Source organism: Bartonella sp. AS69XJJH (genome assembly GCF_042195585.1).
Lineage (GTDB): Bacteria > Pseudomonadota > Alphaproteobacteria > Rhizobiales > Rhizobiaceae > Bartonella.
In genome coordinates, this window is sequence record NZ_JBHIOO010000023.1 from 1 (window position 1) to 20,655 (window position 20,655).

At 35.1% G+C, this 20,655-nt stretch carries 18 protein-coding genes and 2 pseudogenes; 11 read left to right on the plus strand and 9 right to left on the minus strand.

The features are described from left to right. From ACFIK6_RS08240 to ACFIK6_RS08270, 7 genes are all read left to right on the plus strand, one after another. On the plus strand, window positions 1-775 hold a 775-nt coding region (locus ACFIK6_RS08240), incomplete at its 5' end, for a DNA adenine methylase (protein WP_375677530.1). A gap of 916 nt (window positions 776-1,691) precedes the next feature. Beyond that, a complete protein-coding gene (locus ACFIK6_RS08245; protein ID WP_375657241.1) occupies window positions 1,692-2,711 on the plus strand; it encodes an ATP-binding cassette domain-containing protein in 1,020 nt (339 codons plus the stop codon). A gap of 184 nt (window positions 2,712-2,895) precedes the next feature. Then, window positions 2,896-3,048 carry a hypothetical protein gene (locus tag ACFIK6_RS08250; RefSeq protein ID WP_375642572.1) on the plus strand — a complete coding sequence of 51 codons (153 nt, stop codon included), beginning with the start codon at window positions 2,896-2,898 and terminating at the stop codon, window positions 3,046-3,048. Window positions 3,049-3,077: 29 nt separating this feature from the next. Continuing rightward, window positions 3,078-3,509: a hypothetical protein gene (locus ACFIK6_RS08255; protein ID WP_375642561.1), complete on the plus strand. Its 432-nt coding sequence runs from the start codon at window positions 3,078-3,080 to the stop codon at window positions 3,507-3,509. Window positions 3,510-3,734: 225 nt separating this feature from the next. Next, window positions 3,735-4,193, plus strand: coding sequence for an ABC-2 family transporter protein (locus ACFIK6_RS08260; protein ID WP_375642573.1), 459 nt, complete (start codon window positions 3,735-3,737; stop codon window positions 4,191-4,193). 792 nt (window positions 4,194-4,985) lie between these two features. Continuing rightward, window positions 4,986-5,348, plus strand: a complete 363-nt coding sequence (locus ACFIK6_RS08265) for a hypothetical protein (protein ID WP_375642562.1) — start codon at window positions 4,986-4,988, stop codon at window positions 5,346-5,348. A gap of 523 nt (window positions 5,349-5,871) precedes the next feature. Further along, on the plus strand, window positions 5,872-6,237 hold the full coding sequence (locus tag ACFIK6_RS08270; RefSeq protein ID WP_273724078.1) for a response regulator: 366 nt from the start codon (window positions 5,872-5,874) through the stop codon (window positions 6,235-6,237). Between the two features lie 305 nt (window positions 6,238-6,542). On the opposite strand, the gene rpsI is transcribed toward ACFIK6_RS08270, so the two are convergent. Next, window positions 6,543-7,028, minus strand: coding sequence for a 30S ribosomal protein S9 (gene rpsI, locus ACFIK6_RS08275; RefSeq protein ID WP_015856545.1), 486 nt, complete (start codon window positions 7,026-7,028; stop codon window positions 6,543-6,545). A gap of 2 nt (window positions 7,029-7,030) precedes the next feature. Next, on the minus strand, window positions 7,031-7,495 hold the full coding sequence (gene rplM, locus ACFIK6_RS08280; protein WP_375642563.1) for a 50S ribosomal protein L13: 465 nt from the start codon (window positions 7,493-7,495) through the stop codon (window positions 7,031-7,033). A gap of 296 nt (window positions 7,496-7,791) precedes the next feature. Here rplM and recJ point away from each other — a divergent pair, with 296 nt between their 5' ends. Then, window positions 7,792-9,576, plus strand: a complete 1,785-nt coding sequence (gene recJ / locus ACFIK6_RS08285; RefSeq protein ID WP_375642564.1) for a single-stranded-DNA-specific exonuclease RecJ — start codon at window positions 7,792-7,794, stop codon at window positions 9,574-9,576. A gap of 17 nt (window positions 9,577-9,593) precedes the next feature. Here the strand turns inward: recJ and parE are convergent, their stop codons facing one another. The 4 genes from parE to ACFIK6_RS08305 form a co-directional block, all read right to left on the minus strand. Next, entirely contained in the window at window positions 9,594-11,660 is a 2,067-nt protein-coding gene (parE, locus tag ACFIK6_RS08290) for a DNA topoisomerase IV subunit B (protein ID WP_375642565.1), read from the minus strand. Window positions 11,661-11,741: 81 nt separating this feature from the next. Beyond that, the gene (gene lipB / locus ACFIK6_RS08295) at window positions 11,742-12,479 is read right to left on the minus strand and encodes a lipoyl(octanoyl) transferase LipB (protein WP_375642566.1); all 738 of its coding nucleotides are present in this window, start codon (window positions 12,477-12,479) and stop codon (window positions 11,742-11,744) included. Between the two features lie 122 nt (window positions 12,480-12,601). Continuing rightward, a complete protein-coding gene (locus ACFIK6_RS08300) occupies window positions 12,602-13,453 on the minus strand; it encodes a TPM domain-containing protein (RefSeq protein WP_375642567.1) in 852 nt (283 codons plus the stop codon). After that, entirely contained in the window at window positions 13,453-14,085 is a 633-nt protein-coding gene (locus tag ACFIK6_RS08305) for a LemA family protein (protein ID WP_273724085.1), read from the minus strand. The genes ACFIK6_RS08300 and ACFIK6_RS08305 overlap by 1 nt, the downstream gene beginning before the upstream one ends. 425 nt (window positions 14,086-14,510) lie before the next feature. Here ACFIK6_RS08305 and ACFIK6_RS08310 point away from each other — a divergent pair. Then, window positions 14,511-15,288 (plus strand): annotated as a pseudogene (locus ACFIK6_RS08310) (class I SAM-dependent methyltransferase). 845 nt (window positions 15,289-16,133) lie between these two features. On the opposite strand, the gene ACFIK6_RS08315 reads toward ACFIK6_RS08310, so the two are convergent. After that, the gene (locus ACFIK6_RS08315; protein ID WP_375642568.1) at window positions 16,134-16,259 is read right to left on the minus strand and encodes a hypothetical protein; all 126 of its coding nucleotides are present in this window, start codon (window positions 16,257-16,259) and stop codon (window positions 16,134-16,136) included. 347 nt (window positions 16,260-16,606) lie between these two features. Here ACFIK6_RS08315 and hutH point away from each other — a divergent pair, with 347 nt between their 5' ends. Next, window positions 16,607-18,145, plus strand: coding sequence for a histidine ammonia-lyase (hutH, locus tag ACFIK6_RS08320; RefSeq protein ID WP_375677531.1), 1,539 nt, complete (start codon window positions 16,607-16,609; stop codon window positions 18,143-18,145). Window positions 18,146-18,434: 289 nt separating this feature from the next. Beyond that, window positions 18,435-18,797 (plus strand): hypothetical protein, encoded by a 363-nt coding sequence (locus ACFIK6_RS08325; protein WP_375642570.1) that lies wholly within the window; start codon window positions 18,435-18,437, stop codon window positions 18,795-18,797. A 394-nt stretch (window positions 18,798-19,191) separates the two neighbouring features. On the opposite strand, the gene ACFIK6_RS08330 is transcribed toward ACFIK6_RS08325, so the two are convergent. Both ACFIK6_RS08330 and ACFIK6_RS08335 read right to left on the minus strand, forming a co-directional pair. Beyond that, window positions 19,192-19,515: a helix-turn-helix domain-containing protein gene (locus ACFIK6_RS08330; protein ID WP_375642571.1), complete on the minus strand. Its 324-nt coding sequence runs from the start codon at window positions 19,513-19,515 to the stop codon at window positions 19,192-19,194. Window position 19,516: 1 nt separating this feature from the next. Continuing rightward, window positions 19,517-19,868, minus strand: a pseudogene (locus ACFIK6_RS08335) (type II toxin-antitoxin system RelE/ParE family toxin). Window positions 19,869-20,655: the final 787 nt, after the last annotated feature.

Consider the following 20,655-nt stretch of genomic DNA (forward strand, 5'->3'; position numbering starts at 1 on the left):
AGAATTTACACAAACATTGTTTGCGTGGATGGGTGGTAAACACTATCTACGTAAGAAAATTATACCGATTTTAAATAATATTGACCATGAAACCTATGTTGAACCATTTTTAGGTTCTGGTGTTATTTTCCTCAATAAAAGACCAGCAAAATATTCCGTTATTAATGATTTGAATGGAGAGATCACGAATCTGTTTCAATGTGTTCAAAATGACTTTGAAGATTTAGCCAAACGACTAGAGTGGTTTGTTTGTTCAAGACAGTTGTTTTTTGAACTTGCGGCTATTGAAGCAGAGAGCCTCTCCAAAGTTGAAAGAGCCGCACGTTTTTTGTTTCTCCAACGTTGTGTCATGTATGGGAAAGAAGATTACTACTCTTTTAGATTTGGAAGAAAAAAGCCTATAGCATTTAATCCCGATAAGCTGTTATCAAGGATGAGACGTGTTAGACAGAAGCTTCTTGATACGACAATCTTAAATTTATCGTGGGATCGGGTTGTCGAACTTTTTGATGCACCCGACAGTTTATTTTATCTAGACCCGCCTTATATTGTGAAGAAGAAGTGTTATAGTTCTGGAAATTTTGTTGAAGATGATTTTGTGAACATGGCAAAAGTTCTCAAAGGAATCCAAGGTAAATTTGTCTTGAGTCTGAATGATTGTGATGCGGTTCGAGAGATCTTTAAAGATTTTGACTTTTTAGAATTAGAGACCCTTTGGGCAGCAGGTACGGCTAAAAAAATACCCCGAAAAGAACTCTTGATTCGCAATAATTGAGAGCACACTACAAAATCCTATTCCCCAACTTTTATTTACGTATCCCTCACTGTAAAAAAGATATATAAATACAGTAAGTTATTAGACAAATAAGTAGTGTTGTGATGCTGAAACAGAGTAAAGAAACTTCATTTGTTCTTTTTGATTGATACAAATTTTGTCTATAAATTTTATAAGATGAATAAGGCATCATTTGAAGAAAGTTTTTGATAAGTCAATCGCTATAAGAAAACTGTGTTTTTGAGTGATGAAATTTTCGAATATTGTAAGTTTTCTTTCTACAGCTCTTTATCCATATTGATTGTATTATTATTTTTGGATACGGTGTATTGTTTAATAATCTGAGTTGATGAAGCTGCTCCTTTGAATTATCTACAGAGGTCATATATTGGGGAGGCATGTCTGTTGAGGGAGATGAGTTAGATAAAATCTGAAGGATATTTACTAAAATAGTGAAGGCGGTTTTAATTTTTTCATGAGGGATAATTGAGGCATTTTATAGTAATGCTGAGGAAAAGTGGACTCTCAAAGAATTCCTGTTGTCAAGGAAGTTTGTTCTGTTATCAGTGTGGTTTGATAGGCTTAGAGTTGTAGATTTATGCTTTGTATCTTTGCTTGTACAATGAAGGTTTATGAGCAAAGTTCTCCTTTCAATGAGCAATTATTTTTCTACTTACTTAGTTTATTCAAAAGATTATCTTTCATAAAAGAAGAAATAAGTTTTTAGTATCTTAATGCTTCATTGAGGTGAACTCATCACATTGAAAAATATCTATACAAAAAATTGGAGATAAAACATCAAGTGCGTTTTATTGCTCTAAGGAGGGCTTGAACACTTTTGTTTTTTCGAGTGAAAAAACAGATATTTATTATGGGAACATTCAAAGGGGGGATAAGTTGAAGTTAGGAGTAATGGATGGGATCATTATTGATTGACGTTAATAACGTCTCAAAAATATATCGCAACATTGACAGAGGAATTGGTTTTAAAAACAAGGTGGTTTCTCTTTTCAAGCCGGTTTATACAAATCATCATGTGTTAAAAGATATGAGCTTCACCCTCTGTTCAGGGCAATCATTAGCAATTCTTGGTTCTAACGGAGCGGGTAAATCGACACTGATTAAAATACTTTCTGGTATACAACATGCTGATGAGGGATGTATTAAAGTCCTTGGTGTTGATCCTTATAAAGCAAAGAAAGATCTATTCAAGTCTTTGGGTGTGGTCTTTGGTCACAAGAATTGTTTGTGGTGGGATTTACCCTTACGCTACAGTCTGGATATAGTTCAACCATTATATGGTCTTGAACGCGCTTCTTTTACCCGTGATCTTAAAGAGATTATAGAGTTGCTGGGTCTTGAGCATATTATGGATAAGCCAGTGCGGATGCTCAGTCTGGGTGAGAGAGTGAAAAGTGAATTGGCATTTAATCTCTCCTTTAGACCTAAACTGTTGTTCCTCGATGAGCCAAGTATTGGTCTTGATATTACATCTAAGCATGAAATCAGGGAGCTTCTTAAAAAACTGAAAAAGGAGCGCGGCACTGGGTATGTCATCACGAGTCATGATATGGGAGATATTGATGGATACGTCGATGATATTATTCTCTTGCATAAGGGAAAAAAACAGTTTCATGGCCATCTTCAGGCGCTTAAAAATGTCATTCCTTCTTTGGTGAGAATAACACTTTTTTGTGAACACTTGGCTGCACCTTCAACTGTTGTAGAAAAAATTGATGAGATTGCGTTGCAATTATCTACTCCTTTAAAGGATAAGCACTTTAACGCTAAAGAATGTTCGCTGGAAATTTCGCTGCCTCGTGAGGATTTTGCGCGTTTTGTACGCGAAATTACAACCGAACTGAACTGTACGTTCTCTGTATCCACTCCCTCGCTTGAAGAGATGCTCCGTGTTAAATTTAAAGAATTTACCTAACCACTGCTTTGGCATGTTTCTTTTTGCCAAGAATGGATTACTCACTGTTCTAAGTGATAGAGCAATGTTTTTTACCGACATTATCATTGGAACACTTTCGCCATTTGTTATTCAACTTCTATTATAGAATGCACTTTTCTCTGATATGGGCAACACCATAAATGGCTTTAGCTTTCATGATATGATGTATTATTATGCTTTTGCTTTAGTCCTGGGACGCTTAAATAATGGTTATAATGTGATTAAGTTTTTCTCTCATCATGTTAAAGAAGGTCAATTAGAAGTATATCTTACAAAGCCCTTCAGTTATATGACACAAATGCTTTTTACTTTTTAGGGGAGAGTGTATTATATAGCGTTCCGTTATTGGCTCTTTTTGTTGTTAAACTTGTCTCATCCTATGAAAATATTCTGGGATTGGTCATCGCTTTTCTATTCTTTTTTCTCATTGTTATTCTATCACAATTGCTTTGTTTTTTACTCTCTTTTGGAATTGCCTTATTAAGCTTTTGGGTGATTGAGTACAATATATTACTCTCTTTCAGTATTCTCAGTTCAGCGCTTCTTGGAGGTGTTCTTTTACCACCATCTTTTTGGCCGGTGTGGCTTATTGGGCTCATGCAATCTAATCCTTATCGTTTCATGATATCAGCTCCTGCCGAGTTTTTTGCGACGCAAAATTTAGCGTTGTTTCAGCAGTTTATTTTCGGAAGTTTTACTTATATTTTGTGTCTTTTATTCTTAATTTATATTGCTTGGAATAAAGGAATGAAAGCATATAATGGAGCGGGTGGTTGAGATGAAAATAATTCTTCATTTTATCAGCCTGAATATCCGCCGACAGATTGTTTACGGTAAGAATTTGGCTGGGGAGTTTATTCTTTCTCTATGCTATTATTTTATTCAATTCATATTTATTGATAGAATATCCTCTTTTTCAGGAAAGATCGGTAACTATAGCAGAGATGAAATTCATTTTATCTTTGTTGTCTTTGTTTTACTTGGAATATTTTTACTAATTCTATTGAAACATTTTTTGAAAAAGTAGCGGATGGTAAAATTGAGCCATACTTTATAAAGCCTGTTTCAATCTGGTTGTTGATGTTGTTTGGTTGGTGTAAACCACTTAATCTGATCAAGCTCTTTGTTCTTTATGTTAGTGCCTATTTGTTTATATCATTACCGAATATATCCGATCTTAAGCTAGGATGGATCTCTTTTATTGTTGCGATATTTTGTGTTTTTATCGTCAATATTTGTTTTTTCATGATGTTTAATTTTGTAACATTTATTATTAGCCGTAAGATGCCTGTCGAATATTTTCATGAAATGATTTTTGAGCTGTCATTTGTACCAATAGGCATTTATCCTTTAAGCATCGTAAAATGGCTTATGTTTATGCTTCCCATGGCTTTTCTGCTTCTTTGCCCGTTTCACTGTTATTTGGTAAAGGTGAATGGAATATTGGATATCTTCTGTTGAGCGCTTTTCTTTTTATTGCCATGACTTTCATAAGTTATAAGAAAACAATTCGTAAATTTAATGGATTAGGGGGATAATATAAAAGTCAGAAAGTTATCTTCGTGGAAGATAATGAACTTTATTAAAGTTATTCCGCGTTTTTGTAGAAACGAATGGCTGTGCAATCGTTGAAATGTGTAATGTCTTTATGGCATTAGATTTGGCGCGTTCACCAAAATTATTCCTTAGCTTACTTAACTTAGCTTTTTCAATCAAAGAGCTAAGTTGGGGTTTACGCTATTTTTTTTGCTGGGGCAGCTATTTCTTCTCAATCTATAATAATGCAAAATAATTTTATCAGAATATTTCAATAATATATATTTTTGTTTTCTGTAAAATTTAAAAATAGCTATATTGCTATATTGTAAAAAATAAAAAAACACTACATGTAACTAAAAAACAACACTATGATATTTTTGCAATATAATATCTAATAGTATTTATGATAATAAAGCTTAAAATTATAATAAAAACAATAAAATAACTTTATTTTAGTATATTTTCACCTTTAAATTATGTAGCATAAAAACACAAATAAAACAATTGACAAGCTTAAAATAAACATGTAACGGATATATTGTAAATGTAATATAATATAAAAACAATAATTAAAATAAAATTATTAATTATATTTTGTATTATATTTTTTATGAATAGAAGATAAATATACTTTATCGATAGATGATGTAATGTTTTCTATTTAGAGGGGGCGGTAAAGAAAATTTATTTTATTAAACATTGTAATAGGTGGTTATGACGAAAATATTTAAGCATTGTATAGTATGTGTGGTTGCAGTAGCTATTTTCTTTTCACAGATTTTAGGAGCCAATGCGAATTCTTTAAATGGCAGATTTCAAAATGCTGGTTTCATTTCTGTAATGACACAAGAAAATAGAGTTATTAAAGCTGTTGATATGATTATTAGCCAATTTGGAGAACAAGGGGCTGAGAAAAATGTCCACAAGGTCGCGGGTTTAATGGGGATGGAGGCAGCGATTTTTGGTTTAATCGCATATCTTGTATATTTCTTTACGAGAAAGCCACCGAGTCCTAGCAGGGCGACAGGTGGAAGAACATTCGACGCTTTTGCTCATAGTGCATGGGCTTTGAATTAAAAGATATTGTACTTGATGAACTTTGAATTATTTTATTGTTGAATATTTCATATAAATAAACCGTGATATTTAATCACGGTTCATTTATATTTTACTTTGAATGATATTGATAAGTTTATCCTTAATATATTGTGTGGGAGATGGCAATATATGGCACATTAAATTTAACTAATCAGCTATTTTAAAGGTTACTTAAATTTTTCCCTCTTCAAAATACACATTTGAGCTAAGTTTGTGGTTGATATTTTTTATGATGCGAATGCGTTAATTGAGATATCCATAAACTTTGTATATCAACTCAAAAAATACAGGGGATGACAATCTTACGACTATTTGTGGGTTTCATTTTTATGAAATGAAAAAGCATAGTGATGAGTATTACAAATATTTGCGTAAAAGCTTTTATTGGAAGCTTTTAGTCTCTTTGTGGTTTACAATTCATTTTATCATTTTATCTTAAGCAAAGAGAATGTGGATTCATTTCTATTTCTCTATTTTATCTGAGAAGGGTGGAGTTATACAAATGTCAAAAAAAGTCATGATCGTGGAAGATAATGAGCTTAATATGAAGTTATTCCGTGATCTTGTAGAAGCGAGTGGTTATGAAACCGTTGAAACGCGTAATGGTCTTATGGCATTAGATTTGGCGCGTTCATCAATGCCATCTCTTATCCTTGTGGATATCCAGTTGCCGGAGGTCTCTGGAATAGATGTTATTAAACAATTAAAAGAAGATGAAGAACTTCGATCAATCCCCGTTGTTGCTGTAACAGCTTTTGCTATGAAAGGCGATGAGGAGCGAATTCGTGCAAGTGGATGTGAAGAATATATGTCAAAACCTATTTCTGTCCCGCATTTTATCACAATGGTAAAGCATTTCTTGGACTGAAGCTTGTTAAGTAATGATAGAAAAAGACATTGAAAAGCTTATAAGATTACTAAAGTTATCGTGCAAATATTTTTGTGCTTTAGCACGTGGATACGTCTATTAGAAAAATACAAGTTTTTAAAAATTGAGACTGAAGTTTTGAATTTTTTGATTTATTTTTTTAGTTTTTGTTTAAGGAGAATCGGTTGTTTTGCATTCTTGTTTTTTCTAACAGATATAAATTTGTCTCTACGAAACGTCTGTTTTAGCAGTTAAAAAAAGCCCCGTTTTTGTCCGAGGCTTTATGCGTTGTACAAAAATTGAAATTAACGCTTTGAGAATTGGAAAGAACGACGTGCTTTTGCTTTACCGTATTTTTTACGCTCAACAACACGACTATCACGGGTAAGAAAACCACCTTTTTTCAAGATTGAGCGAAGTTCTGGTTCGTAATAGGTTAGAGCTTTGGAAATGCCATGGCGCACTGCACCGGCTTGTCCGGAAAGACCACCGCCTGCAACGGTTGCAATAATATCAAACTGAGTATCCCTGTTTGTTGCAACAATTGGTTGACGAAGAATCATTCTAAGAACAGGACGAGCAAAATATTTGTCAAATTCCTTATTGTTGATCGTGATTTTTCCAGAACCTGGTTTAATCCATACGCGTGCAACAGCGTCTTTACGCTTTCCTGTTGCGTAAGCACGTCCTTGTGAATCAAGCTTTTGCACGTGGACAGGAACAACATTTTCATGTGTTTCTGTAATACTTGTTACTATGCTAAGCTCAGAAAGAGAATTAATTTCAGCCATAATCAAGCAATCCTTTTATTTTTGCGGTTTAAAGCACCAATGTCAAGAGATTCAGGCTGTTGTGCTTCATGTGGATGTTGGCTTCCAGCGTAAACACGTAGATTCTTCAATTGACGGCGACCAAGGGGACCACGAGGAATCATGCGCTCTACCGCTTTTTCAATAACGCGTTCGGGAAAACGTCCCTCAAGAAGTTGACGTGCTGTACGTTGTTTGATTCCACCAATATAGCCGGTATGCCAATAATATTTTTTATCCGTATATTTTTTGCCAGTGAGAGCTATTTTATCTGCATTAATGACAATAACGTTGTCACCATCATCAACATGTGGAGTAAATGTAGCTTTATGTTTGCCACGTAAGCGGTTAGCAACAAATGTGGCAAGACGACCTAAAACAAGGTTTTCTGCGTCAATAATAACCCATTTTTTCACCACTTCAGTTGGCTTTTGTGAAAAAGTTGCCATAGAAGTATCCTTTATTAGAGCCCTTTTAATATAAGGGAATTTTTACTGTTTTGCGTTGAAAATTGTTACCATAGCGAAATATTTAACGCATACACCGTTCTCTGATATAATGTCTTTTGATTGACGTCAAGAGAAAATAAAAACTTTATAAAACAATATGTTATGAGAAAGGTATTATAATACCTTATTAAAAGAAGTTTGTGAGCCATTTAAACTTAAAATGAATGTTGCAAAAGAGTATTTTATCTTGAACGCATGATTGTATTTTATCATTCTTCATTATAGGATAAGCAATAATGCGGTGGTCTCGTTATTTTCTCAATGTTGAATCTTCTGCTTGTGGTCAAGCTTGGTTAGATGCCCTTGATGTTCAAGGGATAAATAATGCGCGCGCTATTTCTCAAAAATTTGGTTTTCCAGATCAGTTAGCTCGGGTACTTTCAGCAAGAGATGTGGATGAATCGGAGGCTGTTGCTTTTATTAATCCAACATTGCGTACGCTTATGCCTGATCCAGAAAGTTTTAAGGATATGCAATGTGCTGCAGAGCGTATTGTTAAGGCTCTTCTCAATCAAGAACAGGTTGCTGTTTTTGGTGATTATGATGTTGATGGTGCTTGTTCTTCGGCACTCATAGCGCGTTTTTTTCGTTATTTTGGTATTGAAGTCAAAATTTATATTCCTGATCGTATTGTTGAAGGCTATGGTCCGAATGAACAAGCAATGAGGATGCTTGTGCAAGAAGGCGCTCGGTTAATTATCACTGTTGATTGTGGCGCAAATAGTCCAGATGCAGTAAAAGCAGCGAGGCTTGCTGGTGCTGATGTTGTGATTTTAGATCATCATCAAATGTCAGAGATTCATCAAGAAGCCGTTGCTCTTGTCAATCCTAATCGCCCTGATGATTTTTCTAAACAGGGGCATTTATGTGCAGCGGGCGTTGTTTTTATTACGTTAGCTTGGGTTCATCATTTGCTGCGGAAAAAACAATTCCAAGGGAAGCTGCCTGATCTTTTAAGTATGCTTGATCTTGTTGCATTGGCCACCATATGTGATGTCGTTCCTTTACAGGGGGTTAACCGTGCTTTTGTGATAAAAGGGCTTCAAGTTGCTCGTTCTATGCATAATCTAGGAATGACCGCTTTAACAAAGGTTGCACGAATAGGGGAGCCGCTTAATAGTTTTCATTTAGGTTTTTTGTTAGGTCCTAGAATTAATGCAGGAGGGCGCATTGGTGATCAAGCTTTGGGGGCACGTTTGCTTAGCTGCGAGAATAAAGATGAGGCGGACAGAATAGCAGAGCAATTAGATCGGCTTAATTACGAACGCCAAGAAATGGAGAACATTCAATTAGCACAAGCGGAATCTTACATTGCTTCTCTTTATCAAGACCAAGAAATACCATTGTCACTTGTAATTTCTCATAAAGAATGGCATCCGGGAATTATTGGTATTCTTGCTTCCCGTCTCAAAGAGCGTTTTTTTTGTCCTGTTTTTGCTATTGCTTTGAAAGAAGATGGAAATGGCGTAGGGTCGGGACGCTCAATTAACGGTATAGATTTAGGGGCACTCGTTCGTGAAGCTGTTACATTAAATTTATTAGAAAAAGGAGGGGGACATAGTATGGCAGCAGGAATTACAATTCAATCAACAAAAATTGAAATCTTTCGGAAATGGCTAGAAGAAAAAGTCTCTGGAATGGTTTCTGAGTTGCGTGCAAAAAAATCTCTTAGTATAGATGGTTCTCTTTCTGCTTCTGGTGTTAATGAAACGCTGTTTGAGTTGCTTGAAAAAGCTGGTCCATTTGGGACAGGGAATGCAACGCCTGTTTTTGTTCTTCCTTCTCATCGATTGGTGAATCTATCTGAAGTTGGTAAAGGACATCTTCGCCTCATTGTATCTAATATTGAAGGAAAAAAACTACAAGGAATAGCTTTTCGTGCTGTAGGGACATCGCTTGGTGATTTTCTTTTTGAAAATATTGGTGAAATGATTCATTTAGCTGGTCACCTTAGTTTGAACTATTGGAATGGAACGATCAATCCGCAACTGCGTGTGATTGACGCAGCCGCAGTGGTTTGAAAGGGATATTTTTTACATTAGATGTCTAGATTAGAAGCAAAAGTAGAATTTTCTTGTATGAAACGAAATCGTGCTTCTGGTTTTGTTCCCATGAGACTTTCTACAGTCTTTTTCGTTTCTTGCATTTCCACGGCATCAATAGAAACACGAAGCAATGTACGTTTTTGAGGATGCATAGTTGTTTCTTTAAGTTGTTCTGCGCGCATTTCACCCAGCCCTTTAAAACGCCCGATTTCGATTTTAGCTTTTCCAGTAAATTCAGTTTTGAGCAATTCATCCTTGTGAATGTCGTCACGAGCATAAGCAACTTTTCCTCCTTGCGATATTCTATAAAGGGGAGGGACGGCAAGATATAAATGTCCCTGATGAATAAGGTCAGGCATTTCTTGAAAGAAGAAGGTAATGAGCAGTGACGCAATATGAGCACCATCAACATCAGCATCTGTCATGATGATAATACGTTCATATCTGAGATCTTTTTCACGATATTTGGAGCGTGTTCCACATCCAAGAGCAAGGATAAGATCGCTAATTGTTTGGCTAGAGTTCATTTTTTCATGTGCAGCACTGGCGACATTTAAGATTTTACCACGAAGAGGTAAAATTGCTTGGTTTGCTCTATTTCTTGCTTGTTTAGCAGATCCTCCTGCAGAATCCCCTTCAACAATGAATAGTTCAGCACCTACAGCATGGTTCTGGCTACAATCTGCAAGTTTACCAGGCAGACGTAATTTACGGACAGCAGTTTTTCGACTTATTTCTCTATCGTGGCGTCGTTTAACACGTTCTTCAGCACGTTCAATAACCCAATCGAGAAGTTTTGTTGCTTCTTGCGGGGAATTTGCTAACCAATGATCAAAAGGATCACGGATTGCATTCTCAACGATACGCTGTGCTTCAATGGTTGCTAATCGATCTTTTGTTTGTCCAACAAATTCAGGGTTACTAATAAAGACTGAAAGTATCGCGGCTGTTGAAATCATAATATCGTCAGACGTAATAATTGCTGCGCGCTTGTTTCCTATTAACTCAGCGTAGGATTTTAATCCACGCAAAAGAGCTTGACGTAATCCTATTTCGTGTGTTCCGCCTTCTCCTGTAGGAATCGTATTGCAGTAAGATTGCACACAAGAATCACCACCATGCCAAGCGATAGCCCATTCAACGGAGCCATGGCCATTATTTTGTTGTGTTTTGCCAGAAAAAATTTCTGACGTTACTCGATATTCATCTTTTAGTGACGAGAGTAAATAGTCTTTAAGCCCATTGGGGAAATGAAAAACAGCTTTTTCAGGAATATTTTTTGTGCCTTCAAGTATGACAGGATCACAAGTCCAGCGAATTTTTACACCACCAAAAAGATAGGCTTTGGAGCATGTCATCTTATAGATTTTTTCTGGATCAAAAGCTGCTTTTTCACCAAAAATTTCACGATCAGGATGAAAACGAACGCGCGTACCACGACGATTATAAACATCTCCCAGATCTTCCAATCCAGATTGAGGAATACCGCGTGAGAAACATTGTCGGTAAAGTTTTCGTTCTCGTGCAACTTCAACTTCCATATCATCAGAAAGAGCATTGACGACAGAAATTCCTACTCCATGAAGTCCACCTGCAGTTTGATAAGCCTTTCCATCAAATTTTCCCCCTGAGTGGAGTTGTGTCATAATAACTTCAAGAGTAGATTTCTCAGGCATTTGAGGATGATTTTCGACAGGTATACCGCGTCCATTATCTGTAACGGTTATATAACCGTTCCTATCTAATGAAACCTCAATGGAATCTGCATAACCCGCAACAGCTTCATCCATCGCGTTATCAATAATTTCGGCAAATAAATGATGAAGCGCTTTACTGTCTGTTCCACCAATATACATTCCAGGGCGTAAACGTACGGGCTCTAAACCCTCAAGCACTCGAATAGAGAGGGCATTATAGTCATCTTCTTGCGTATCTTTTGCGCTTTTTTTTGAAATCATCGCTTTTGATTTCATTGGAGACTGCAGAGTGTTTTCTTTTGTATTTACCCGAGATTGGGCTTTATTTAAAATACTAAAAAGATCCTTTTTGTTATCGCTCATAGCGTTTAACTATCTACCTCATAAAATAAAATATTTATTAAAATAATTTTATGCCTGTTTTTTATTTAAAAATCAATGCACTTAGGAAACATCAATTGTTGGACCGAAAATTTGTTCAAAAGCGTGTTTGAGAGCAATATCAATATCATGCATTGTTACAGGACAACCAAGATCAAGAAAGCTTGTTACACCGTGGTTTGTAATTCCACAAGGAACAATTCCTGAATAATGGGCTAAATTAGGATTAACATTGATAGAAACGCCATGAAAACTTATCCATTTGCGTACTCGAATGCCAATAGCTGCAATTTTATCTTCGGAAGAAAGATCATTTTGTGTTGATGGGCAATGAGACCGTTTAACCCAGACACCAACACGATCCTCTCTGCGTTCGCCTTTAATATTAAAGTTTGCAAGCATCTGTATGATCCATTCTTCTAATGCACTAATGAAAGCACGAATGTCTTGTTTTCGGCGTTTAAGATCAAGCATAATATAAGCAATACGCTGCCCTGGACCGTGATATGTGAATTCTCCTCCACGTCCTGCTTCATAAACAGGGAATAAATTAGGCGCTAAAAGATCTTTTTTATTTGCACTCGTCCCCGCTGTATAAAGGGAAGGATGTTCAAGAAGCCAAACTTGTTCATGTGCGGTTTTTGCAAGAATTTTTTCTACACGTTCTTGCATATAACGTAGAGCTTCAGGATACTCAACGAGATGATCACTTATCTTCCATTCAACGGGTGGATTTCCTAGAATTGCATTAAAATGATGTGATAAGTGATTACGATCCGTATGTTTCAATTCAAATGTCATTGGTAATATTTATCTTGATGTTTGAGTTTGTATTGTAATCAGAAAAATAAAAAAGAATAAGACTAAGAGATAGTTTATCAGAAGTGTAATGAATTTTATTAAAAAAAATCGTTATGCTCATTTTACCATCTTCCTGTTGCACCGCCACCACCTGATGATCCACCACCACCCCTAAATCCTCCTCCACCTCGAGGACCACCGAACCTTCCACCAGGATATCTGCCACCGGCACTTAAGTTTAAAAACCAAGGTGTGAAGATGATACCCAGCCAGAGGTACTTTTGTGGACCCACTTTTTTACCAAAAATCATTGCAAGAATAGGCAAACCAATAACTATAAAGAGAATGAGAAACATGATTGTATTTATAATCATTTCTTCTTTTTCAGCTTGTTTACGTTGTTCTTCAACAGCTTTAGCTTTTTGATTGATTTGAAAAGAAAAATCAGCATCACTTTGTGTGATCACTTTGATAATTGCATGAACGGATTCGACAATTCCTTTTTGATAATTTCCTTCACGAAAATTAGGAATCATGAAGCTATTAATAATGACAGAGGAAATGGCATCTGTTAGTTGTCCTTCCAGACCGTAGCCTACCTCAATACGTGCTTTGCGTTCATTTGGTGCAATGACGATTAATATGCCGTTATTGATTTGTTTTTGACCTAATCTCCATGTACGAAAAAGAGAATTGCTGTATGTTTCTATATCATTGCCCGAAAGAGTAGGGAGCGTCACAAGAACAATTTGATCTCCTGTTTTCTCTTCGAGTGTAGCGAGCTTTTCCGTTAAATTTCTTTGTGTTGCATGATCAAGCAAATGAGCCATATCATTGATATAGCCGGTTAAGGGAGGAAATTTAGTGTGTGCGTAAGTGACATTCCCCAATGCAATGATCAAATATAGAATACTCAAAGGGACCCATAAACGTAGAAAAGTACGACGTTTTATAGAGTGTTGACATATTTTCATTAATTAAAATTAACCTTTGGTGTTTGTTGGCTATCAGTATCGATGGTAAAAGTAGGCATAGGTTTTGCATCACGAAACCATAATTTTGCCCAAATCATCGTCGGCATTGTTTTGAGTGCAGTATTGTAGGCACGTACTGTTTCAATATAATCGCGGCGCGCAACGGAAATACGGTTTTCTGTTCCTTCTAATTGTGATTGAAGAGCAAGAAAGTTCTGGTTTGCTTTAAGATCCGGATAGTTTTCAACAACAGCCATAAGCCGCGAAAGTGCACTTGATAAATTGGCTTGATTTTTGAGATATTGCTGCATAACTTCCGGATTATTCAACATATCTGCATTAATGTTGACTTGCGTTGCTTTGGCACGTGCCTCAATTACATTTGTGAAAACGCTTTGTTCATGGGCAGCGTAAGCTTTAACTGTTTCTACAAGATTGGGGATGAGATCTGTACGACGTTGATATTGATTGAGCACTTCACTCCATGCTGCATGTGCTTTTTCTTCATTTGTTGGTATTGTATTAAATCCGCACCCACTTAAAAATGGCACTAACCATGCCAAAAAAATCACGATTGAAAATTGTTTTAATATTTTAAACATTGAAATTGAAGAAGTTTGTACATTTAACATAAAGATGTCTCCACAGATATTTTATGTATTATATAGGGTTTATCTTCTTGCTGGAAAGTATTTTGAATTTTATAAACAGGCATATTTATCAATAAATCGACATCTCTATGCATTTTAGGCACGCTTAAGTGATTTGCTGATATTAAAATAATAATGGTAATATAGATGTCATCTTATAAAAGATCAATAATATTCATATCAATTATTATTACAGAAAAATATATTATTTTCGGAGTATTTTTTGTTGTTTCACAACGTGTAGATAACAATTGGAAAAGGGGAAAATGTAAGCATCAATCTTATGGAAAGATAGAAGGTAAGGGCAAGTTCTTATTTTCCCTCCTTTAGAAGTTATGCTTAATATATTGGACAAAAAAGGGCTTTTTAATTATATACGGTAGAATTGTGAAGGAGGGGAAAATCCTGTGATAGAAAGTGTTCAACGGCAAAGTGAAAAGTTTGATGGATTGGCTAATGATTATGATCTTTATCGTCCCCGCTATCCCCTCACTTTATTTAAAACTATGCTCCATCCTTTTAAGAACAAAAAGCATTTGTCTATTGTGGATGTGGGGGCTGGGACAGGTATCGCATTAGAGGGAATTGTTAAATTTTTAGGAAATGAGCACCAATATCATGCTATCGATGTATCGGCAGATATGATTAAGCAGGGGCAAAAAAAAATTTCCTACGGTGCAGTGGTATCAGGGCCGTGCCGAAGACCTATTGCCTCAAATCGGCGAGGTTGATCTTGTCATTACAGCACAAGCGTTTCAGTGGATGGATCGTCCTAAGTTGCTTTGTTCTGTTTCAGATCAACTTCGGGTCAATGGTGTCATGGCGGTTATTCAAAATAATCGCGATTTCAAGCATAGCAAATTTCTAGAGGCTTATGAGACATTATTAGAGAAAATGAGTCCGAACTATTCTCGTTATTATCGTAATTTTGATTTTTTACAGGAAATGAGCGATGGCTTTGGGGTAGATCCGGAAAAGATTTTTTTCTATACGCACAATTGGACGATGATGATCCCATCTGAAGCTTTTATTGGAATGAGCCGCTCTTCAACGCAAGCGCAACGCGCTATTGCCCGCTATGGGGAAGAATATTTACGCCAATTGGTTGCATTGACAAAGAAATATGAAGTGCAAGGTAATTTGGAGCTTTTGTATCGAAGTGAGCTCTATATGTATGCAGGATAATCTGATATCGATGATTGCTTTTGTTCTTTTAGCGCATCAGAGTGGGCGGTATTCAGGAAATTAACGCATTATTAAGGCAGATTTTGAGGGGGCAGTTTTTTTCTTCAGCACTCAAATTAACATCTTATTACATCTGAGTTTCATTGTTCACTTAATATGAAAGAGTTTTAAATAGAAAATTTATGAACTGCATTATAGAATCGGAGTGCTTTCTTTACTGCAGTTTAACAACAGATTATTTTATAAAATGGGAAGAGGTAGATTGAATAGAAATATTTGATAATTCTTTGTTTTTATGATTTTTTTATTATTAAATGAGAGTGTTTTTAATAAATTTTGACGAAAATAACTGAAAAAGTACAAAAAATGATCATAATCAGAAATTTATCGTAAAAAAGGTAATGGCTTGGAAGAACCTTTAAAAACAACTCATTTTGAAATTATCTCTAAATTCAGATTCAATATAACAAAAAAGTAAAATATAAATATGTCATATGAAGCATTTCTCTTTTTAAAAGATATAATATAAAAACAATATGTTAATTAAATTTTTTGATATAAGAAAACTTCTTTTATTTTCTATTTTAAATAACGGGTTAGGTCGAGTCTTATGTGGTTTTATTGAAGATGTGCTTTTCAATGTTCAATCTGGCGTTTTAAATACAATTTTAGAAGTGGCAAATAAGCTCAATTTCTTCTCTGTTGTGATGCGTTGAATAAGTTTTTTAATTTTCTATAGAGCTTAATTTTTGCAATTATGATAGATTGTGACAGCTATCTATTTAAGATTTTTATAAGTTTAGTAGGAATAGCTTAATGATATATCCATTGCGCTCCTCTCATCTTTACGCTTCATAAAAGAATAAGCCTGCACTATAACACACTTTGTCATCTCCCAATGTTGCGACAGCTTTTGACACTTGAGACGGTGCATAAGAGGGGGACGGTCCTTTTTGTACAGCTTTATCCATAGATCAATCTCGCTTATAACGTGCAAGCGAATGGTTTTGATTGATTCAACATACAGATTTGAGATGAGAGAATCTTAAGATATTTGACTCTCTCATTTAATATGAATAATGCTAGATTATGATTATAAATTAATGCCTTATCTATTTTTTAAATCTATGACTTTGGTTGTACTTTTCAATATTTCATTTTCATTTATCGTCAACTATTCTACTTTTGGATAATGACTCCATTGTAAGGAATGCCTTTAAGAAAGCCTTCTCGTTTTAAAGAGTCATTATAGTTTTTTGTTTTATAGAAGGACCAATAATGCTAAACATTATACTTTGATTAAAAAAGAAAGTAAATTATGACTATTATACTAAAACCGAGCGAGGTGACGCTTAGTGAACTTGCAGCTATTTATTTTAATGGTGAAGTGAGTAAACTTCATAATGACACGCATTTAGCTATAGAAAAAGGGGCTCAGCGCATCGCTGAAATTGCTGCTGGAAGTGAGCCTGTGTACGGTATTAATACTGGTTTTGGGAAGTTGGCTTCCATTAAAATTAATGCGGACGATGTTACTGTTTTACAGAGAAATCTTATTTTGTCCCACTGTTGTGGGGTAGGAGAGCCTTTAGCTGAAAATATTGTGCGTTTGATAATGAGCTTAAAGCTTATCTCTTTAGGAAGAGGGGCTTCTGGGGTTCGTCTAGAATTGGTAAATTTGCTGGAAAATATGCTTGCAAAGGGCGTCATTCCTGTCATCCCTGAAAAAGGGTCTGTTGGTGCTTCAGGTGATCTAGCTCCACTTGCCCACATGGCGGCTGTTATGATGGGAGAAGGAGAAGCATTTTTTCAAAATATTCGTATGAGTGGAGCGGTTGCATTAGAGAAAGCAGGATTGTCCCCTGTTATTTTAGAGGCAAAGGAAGGTCTAGCTCTTATTAATGGAACTCAAACATCAACAGCTCTTGCACTTGCCGGTCTTTTTCGGGCTTATCGGGCATTGTGTGGTGGATTGCTGGCAGGGGCTTTGACGACAGATGCCATTATGGGATCAACAGCACCATTTCATCCTGATATCCATATTTTACGAGGACATTATGGGCAGATTGCTGTATCGAAAACATTAGAAAAGCTTGTAGAGGATTCAGAAATTCGTGCAGCACATTTACGGGGTGATGAGCGTGTACAAGATCCTTATTGTATACGTTGTCAGCCACAGGTCATGGGGGCATGTTTTGATATTTTGCTAGCAGCAGCAAAAACACTGATTATTGAAGCAAATGCTGTTACAGATAATCCATTGATTTTAAGGAATGGTGAAGTTGTATCAGGTGGAAATTTTCATGCTGAACCTGTAGCATTTGCTGCTGATCAGATTGCTCTTGCTTTATGTGAAATAGGATCTATTTCTCAACGACGTATTGCTCTTATGGTTGATCCAGCAGTTTCTTATGGACTTCCAGCTTTCTTAGCGCATAATGCGGGTCTTAATTCAGGTTTTATGATTGCTGAAGTAACAGCAGCAGCTTTAATGTCTGAAAATAAGCAAATGGCCTATCCTGCTTCCGTTGATTCAACACCAACTTCAGCCAATCAAGAAGATCATGTTTCAATGGCTTGCCATGGAGCTCGTCGGTTATTGGTAATGAGCGAAAATCTTTTTACACTTATTGGCATTGAAACGCTTGTTGCAGCACAAGGAATTGAATATCGTGCACCTTTAAAAACAAGTACTTTTTTGCAATCTGTTATGAAATGTTTACGCAAAAAGGTTGCTTCTCTTAAGGAAGATCGTTATCTGGCTCCAGATCTTCATCAAGCACATATACTTGTGCGTGAAGGGCACTTATTATCTGTTTTACCAGAAACAATTTTTCCTTCACTAGAACCTAAATAATATTTATTTTTGAGTTTAAAAGAGAAGGAGAGATCTAATTATGAGGTTTCTTTATACAAAAATTAGAGAGATGATGAATATTCCATTTATTGGCTGTTATGTATTGTGTTTATGCGTGATTATCTCTTTAATGCGCTTATCTTATGATATAATCTAGTTTAGATAAATTTATGAATGAGCGTATTATATTTATTATTACTCATTAAAATTGATATTTTTATTGAGTAATTCTCTTTTTAAAAGATGGTTTATAATTTTTATACTTTTAAATCATGAAAAGGGAAAATAAATGTCTAAAAATCGTCTATTATGTATTTTAATGACAATTATTGTTTGTTTTTCGCAAATTGTGGAGGCTTACGCGAATTTTTGGAGAGGTAGCTTTTCAGAGGATGTTTTCATTATGATAGTGGCCCAAGAAAAAGAGCCTTTTATTTCAGCGAAAAACAAAGATTTTATTGCTATCTCGGGGAAAACTCCCAGAGATAAGGAGAATGCTATCATCGGACCAACGGTCAAAGATGCTATTTTTACCGTATATTTTTTTTTCATTGGAAAGCTTGTCGTTAAGTCAGTTGGAGTCCTTAAAAGATGGGTTTTAGATACACTTTCTCATACTTTTGAAAACTGGCGAGATTCACTTTATCATTGATGAAGCTATATCAATTGATTTTAAAAATGAGTGCATGTGGTGTTGAATACAATTTATGATGATGTGACAAGCTAAAAAATGTAGAGAGTTTATACGGTATTAATAGAAAGTTTAACGCATGTTTCTCTTGAATATGATAAATGGGAGCATATGTTCCTTCATGCAAAACAGTGTTTTTTGCATTCACGGGTTTGTTTTAAGAAAATATTTCCTCAATACTTAAGCTTATATTTCAGAGTTGTGTAAGTATTCAGTATAATATAAAAAACAATAAAACCAATATGTTGAGTGCAATTTTTTATAAGAATCCACACTTTTATGCATGATTCATTTGACCATTTTTATATAAGATTGCTATGTATGAATAGACTATAAAAGCAAATCATAAAGAAGTTTAAGAAGAAAAAACAACTTCAAAATGTCCTTCAAGCGTTTTAACTTCTTTCGGATTAACAATAATCTTGATATCGTTTCCCAATTTTGCCAAACACTCAAGCATTTTCATTTCACTAATTCCTCGAAATTCTCCACTTAAGAGTTTAGACAATTTGGGTTGAGTCATTTTCAAAAGTTGACTAGCCTGTTTTTGTGTTAAGTTCTTTTCTTTCAGAATTTGACTAATCTTATGAGCAAGTTGTGCTTTGATAAGCATCTCTCTAGAATCTGAAAAGCCAAGATCCGTATAAACATTGGAACTACCGTGAAAAACATTGATCATTTTAATTCCCTTCTGATTGTTCTGCTAACTTGAGACGTTCTTTAATTAGGTTAATGTCTGGTTTTGGTGTTGCAATGCTACGGGTCGATTTTTTCTGAAAACAATGCAACACATAAAGAGATTTTTTATATTGCACCGTATAAAATAGCGCGATAAGTTTCTTGAATATCGCGTTCAATAATTTCTAGAACATTGGCAGATCCAAACCACTTTAGAACCTTAACATTTTCTCCTTTATCTCCTATCTGAGCAAGATAATGAGCATAACCAATCCTTTGTTGAATAAGATCAGGAAGACTTTTTATATCTTTGAGTGAAGAACCAAGCCATATGATACGTTTTATTTTACTCATGATCATTAATATACCCATATGGGTATATTTTAGGTGGTTATTTTAATTTTGTGATTTTTTAATAACTATTATTAATAAAATTAACTTAATAAAAATGGGAACAAAAAATATTGGGGTAGTTCTTTAAACAATGGAGTTAAGGTTCAAAACCGTTGTAACATCATAAAGGCATGGGATTTTACTCAATTTTGAGTCAAAAGCGACAATGTTTAAAGAAGACTCTATTCTAAAGAAACGGGCTCGAATTTGAGCTGGTTAATTTTACTAGCCAAATATAGAGCGACTCATTTGCAAAGATGTTACGTTTGAGAGCACAATGAAAAGATACTTATGAAAACCTCTCTAAGTAAATGGTTAAACGTTTTAAAATTAATGTTTTATAAGCTTATTATTCTTTCATTTGCTTAAGAGCATTTTCTCTTTTGAGTAAACCTAGGCTATAGATTTAATAACAGAGCAAATCTTAAAGCCTTACATTTTTAAAAACCGCTGCTTTTATCTTATGAAAGGTTGTTTTGAAAACTAACGTTCGTAAATGTAAAAAAACGGGTTTTATTACAGATATTCACTTAATATGCATTTGCTTTTGATTGTATTGATAAAGCTCCCAAGTGTTTTGATAAGTTTTGATTTTAGATAATGCGTTATTTGAATTCACTTAGTTCGATTTTGAGCTTAGTATTTTGAAACGCTTTTAAATGATGGAGTTGTTTTCCATAGAGGGCTTCATCATCCATAGACGCTAAAATGCCATTCATTTCATGGGCTTGTTTTTTAGCACTATCAG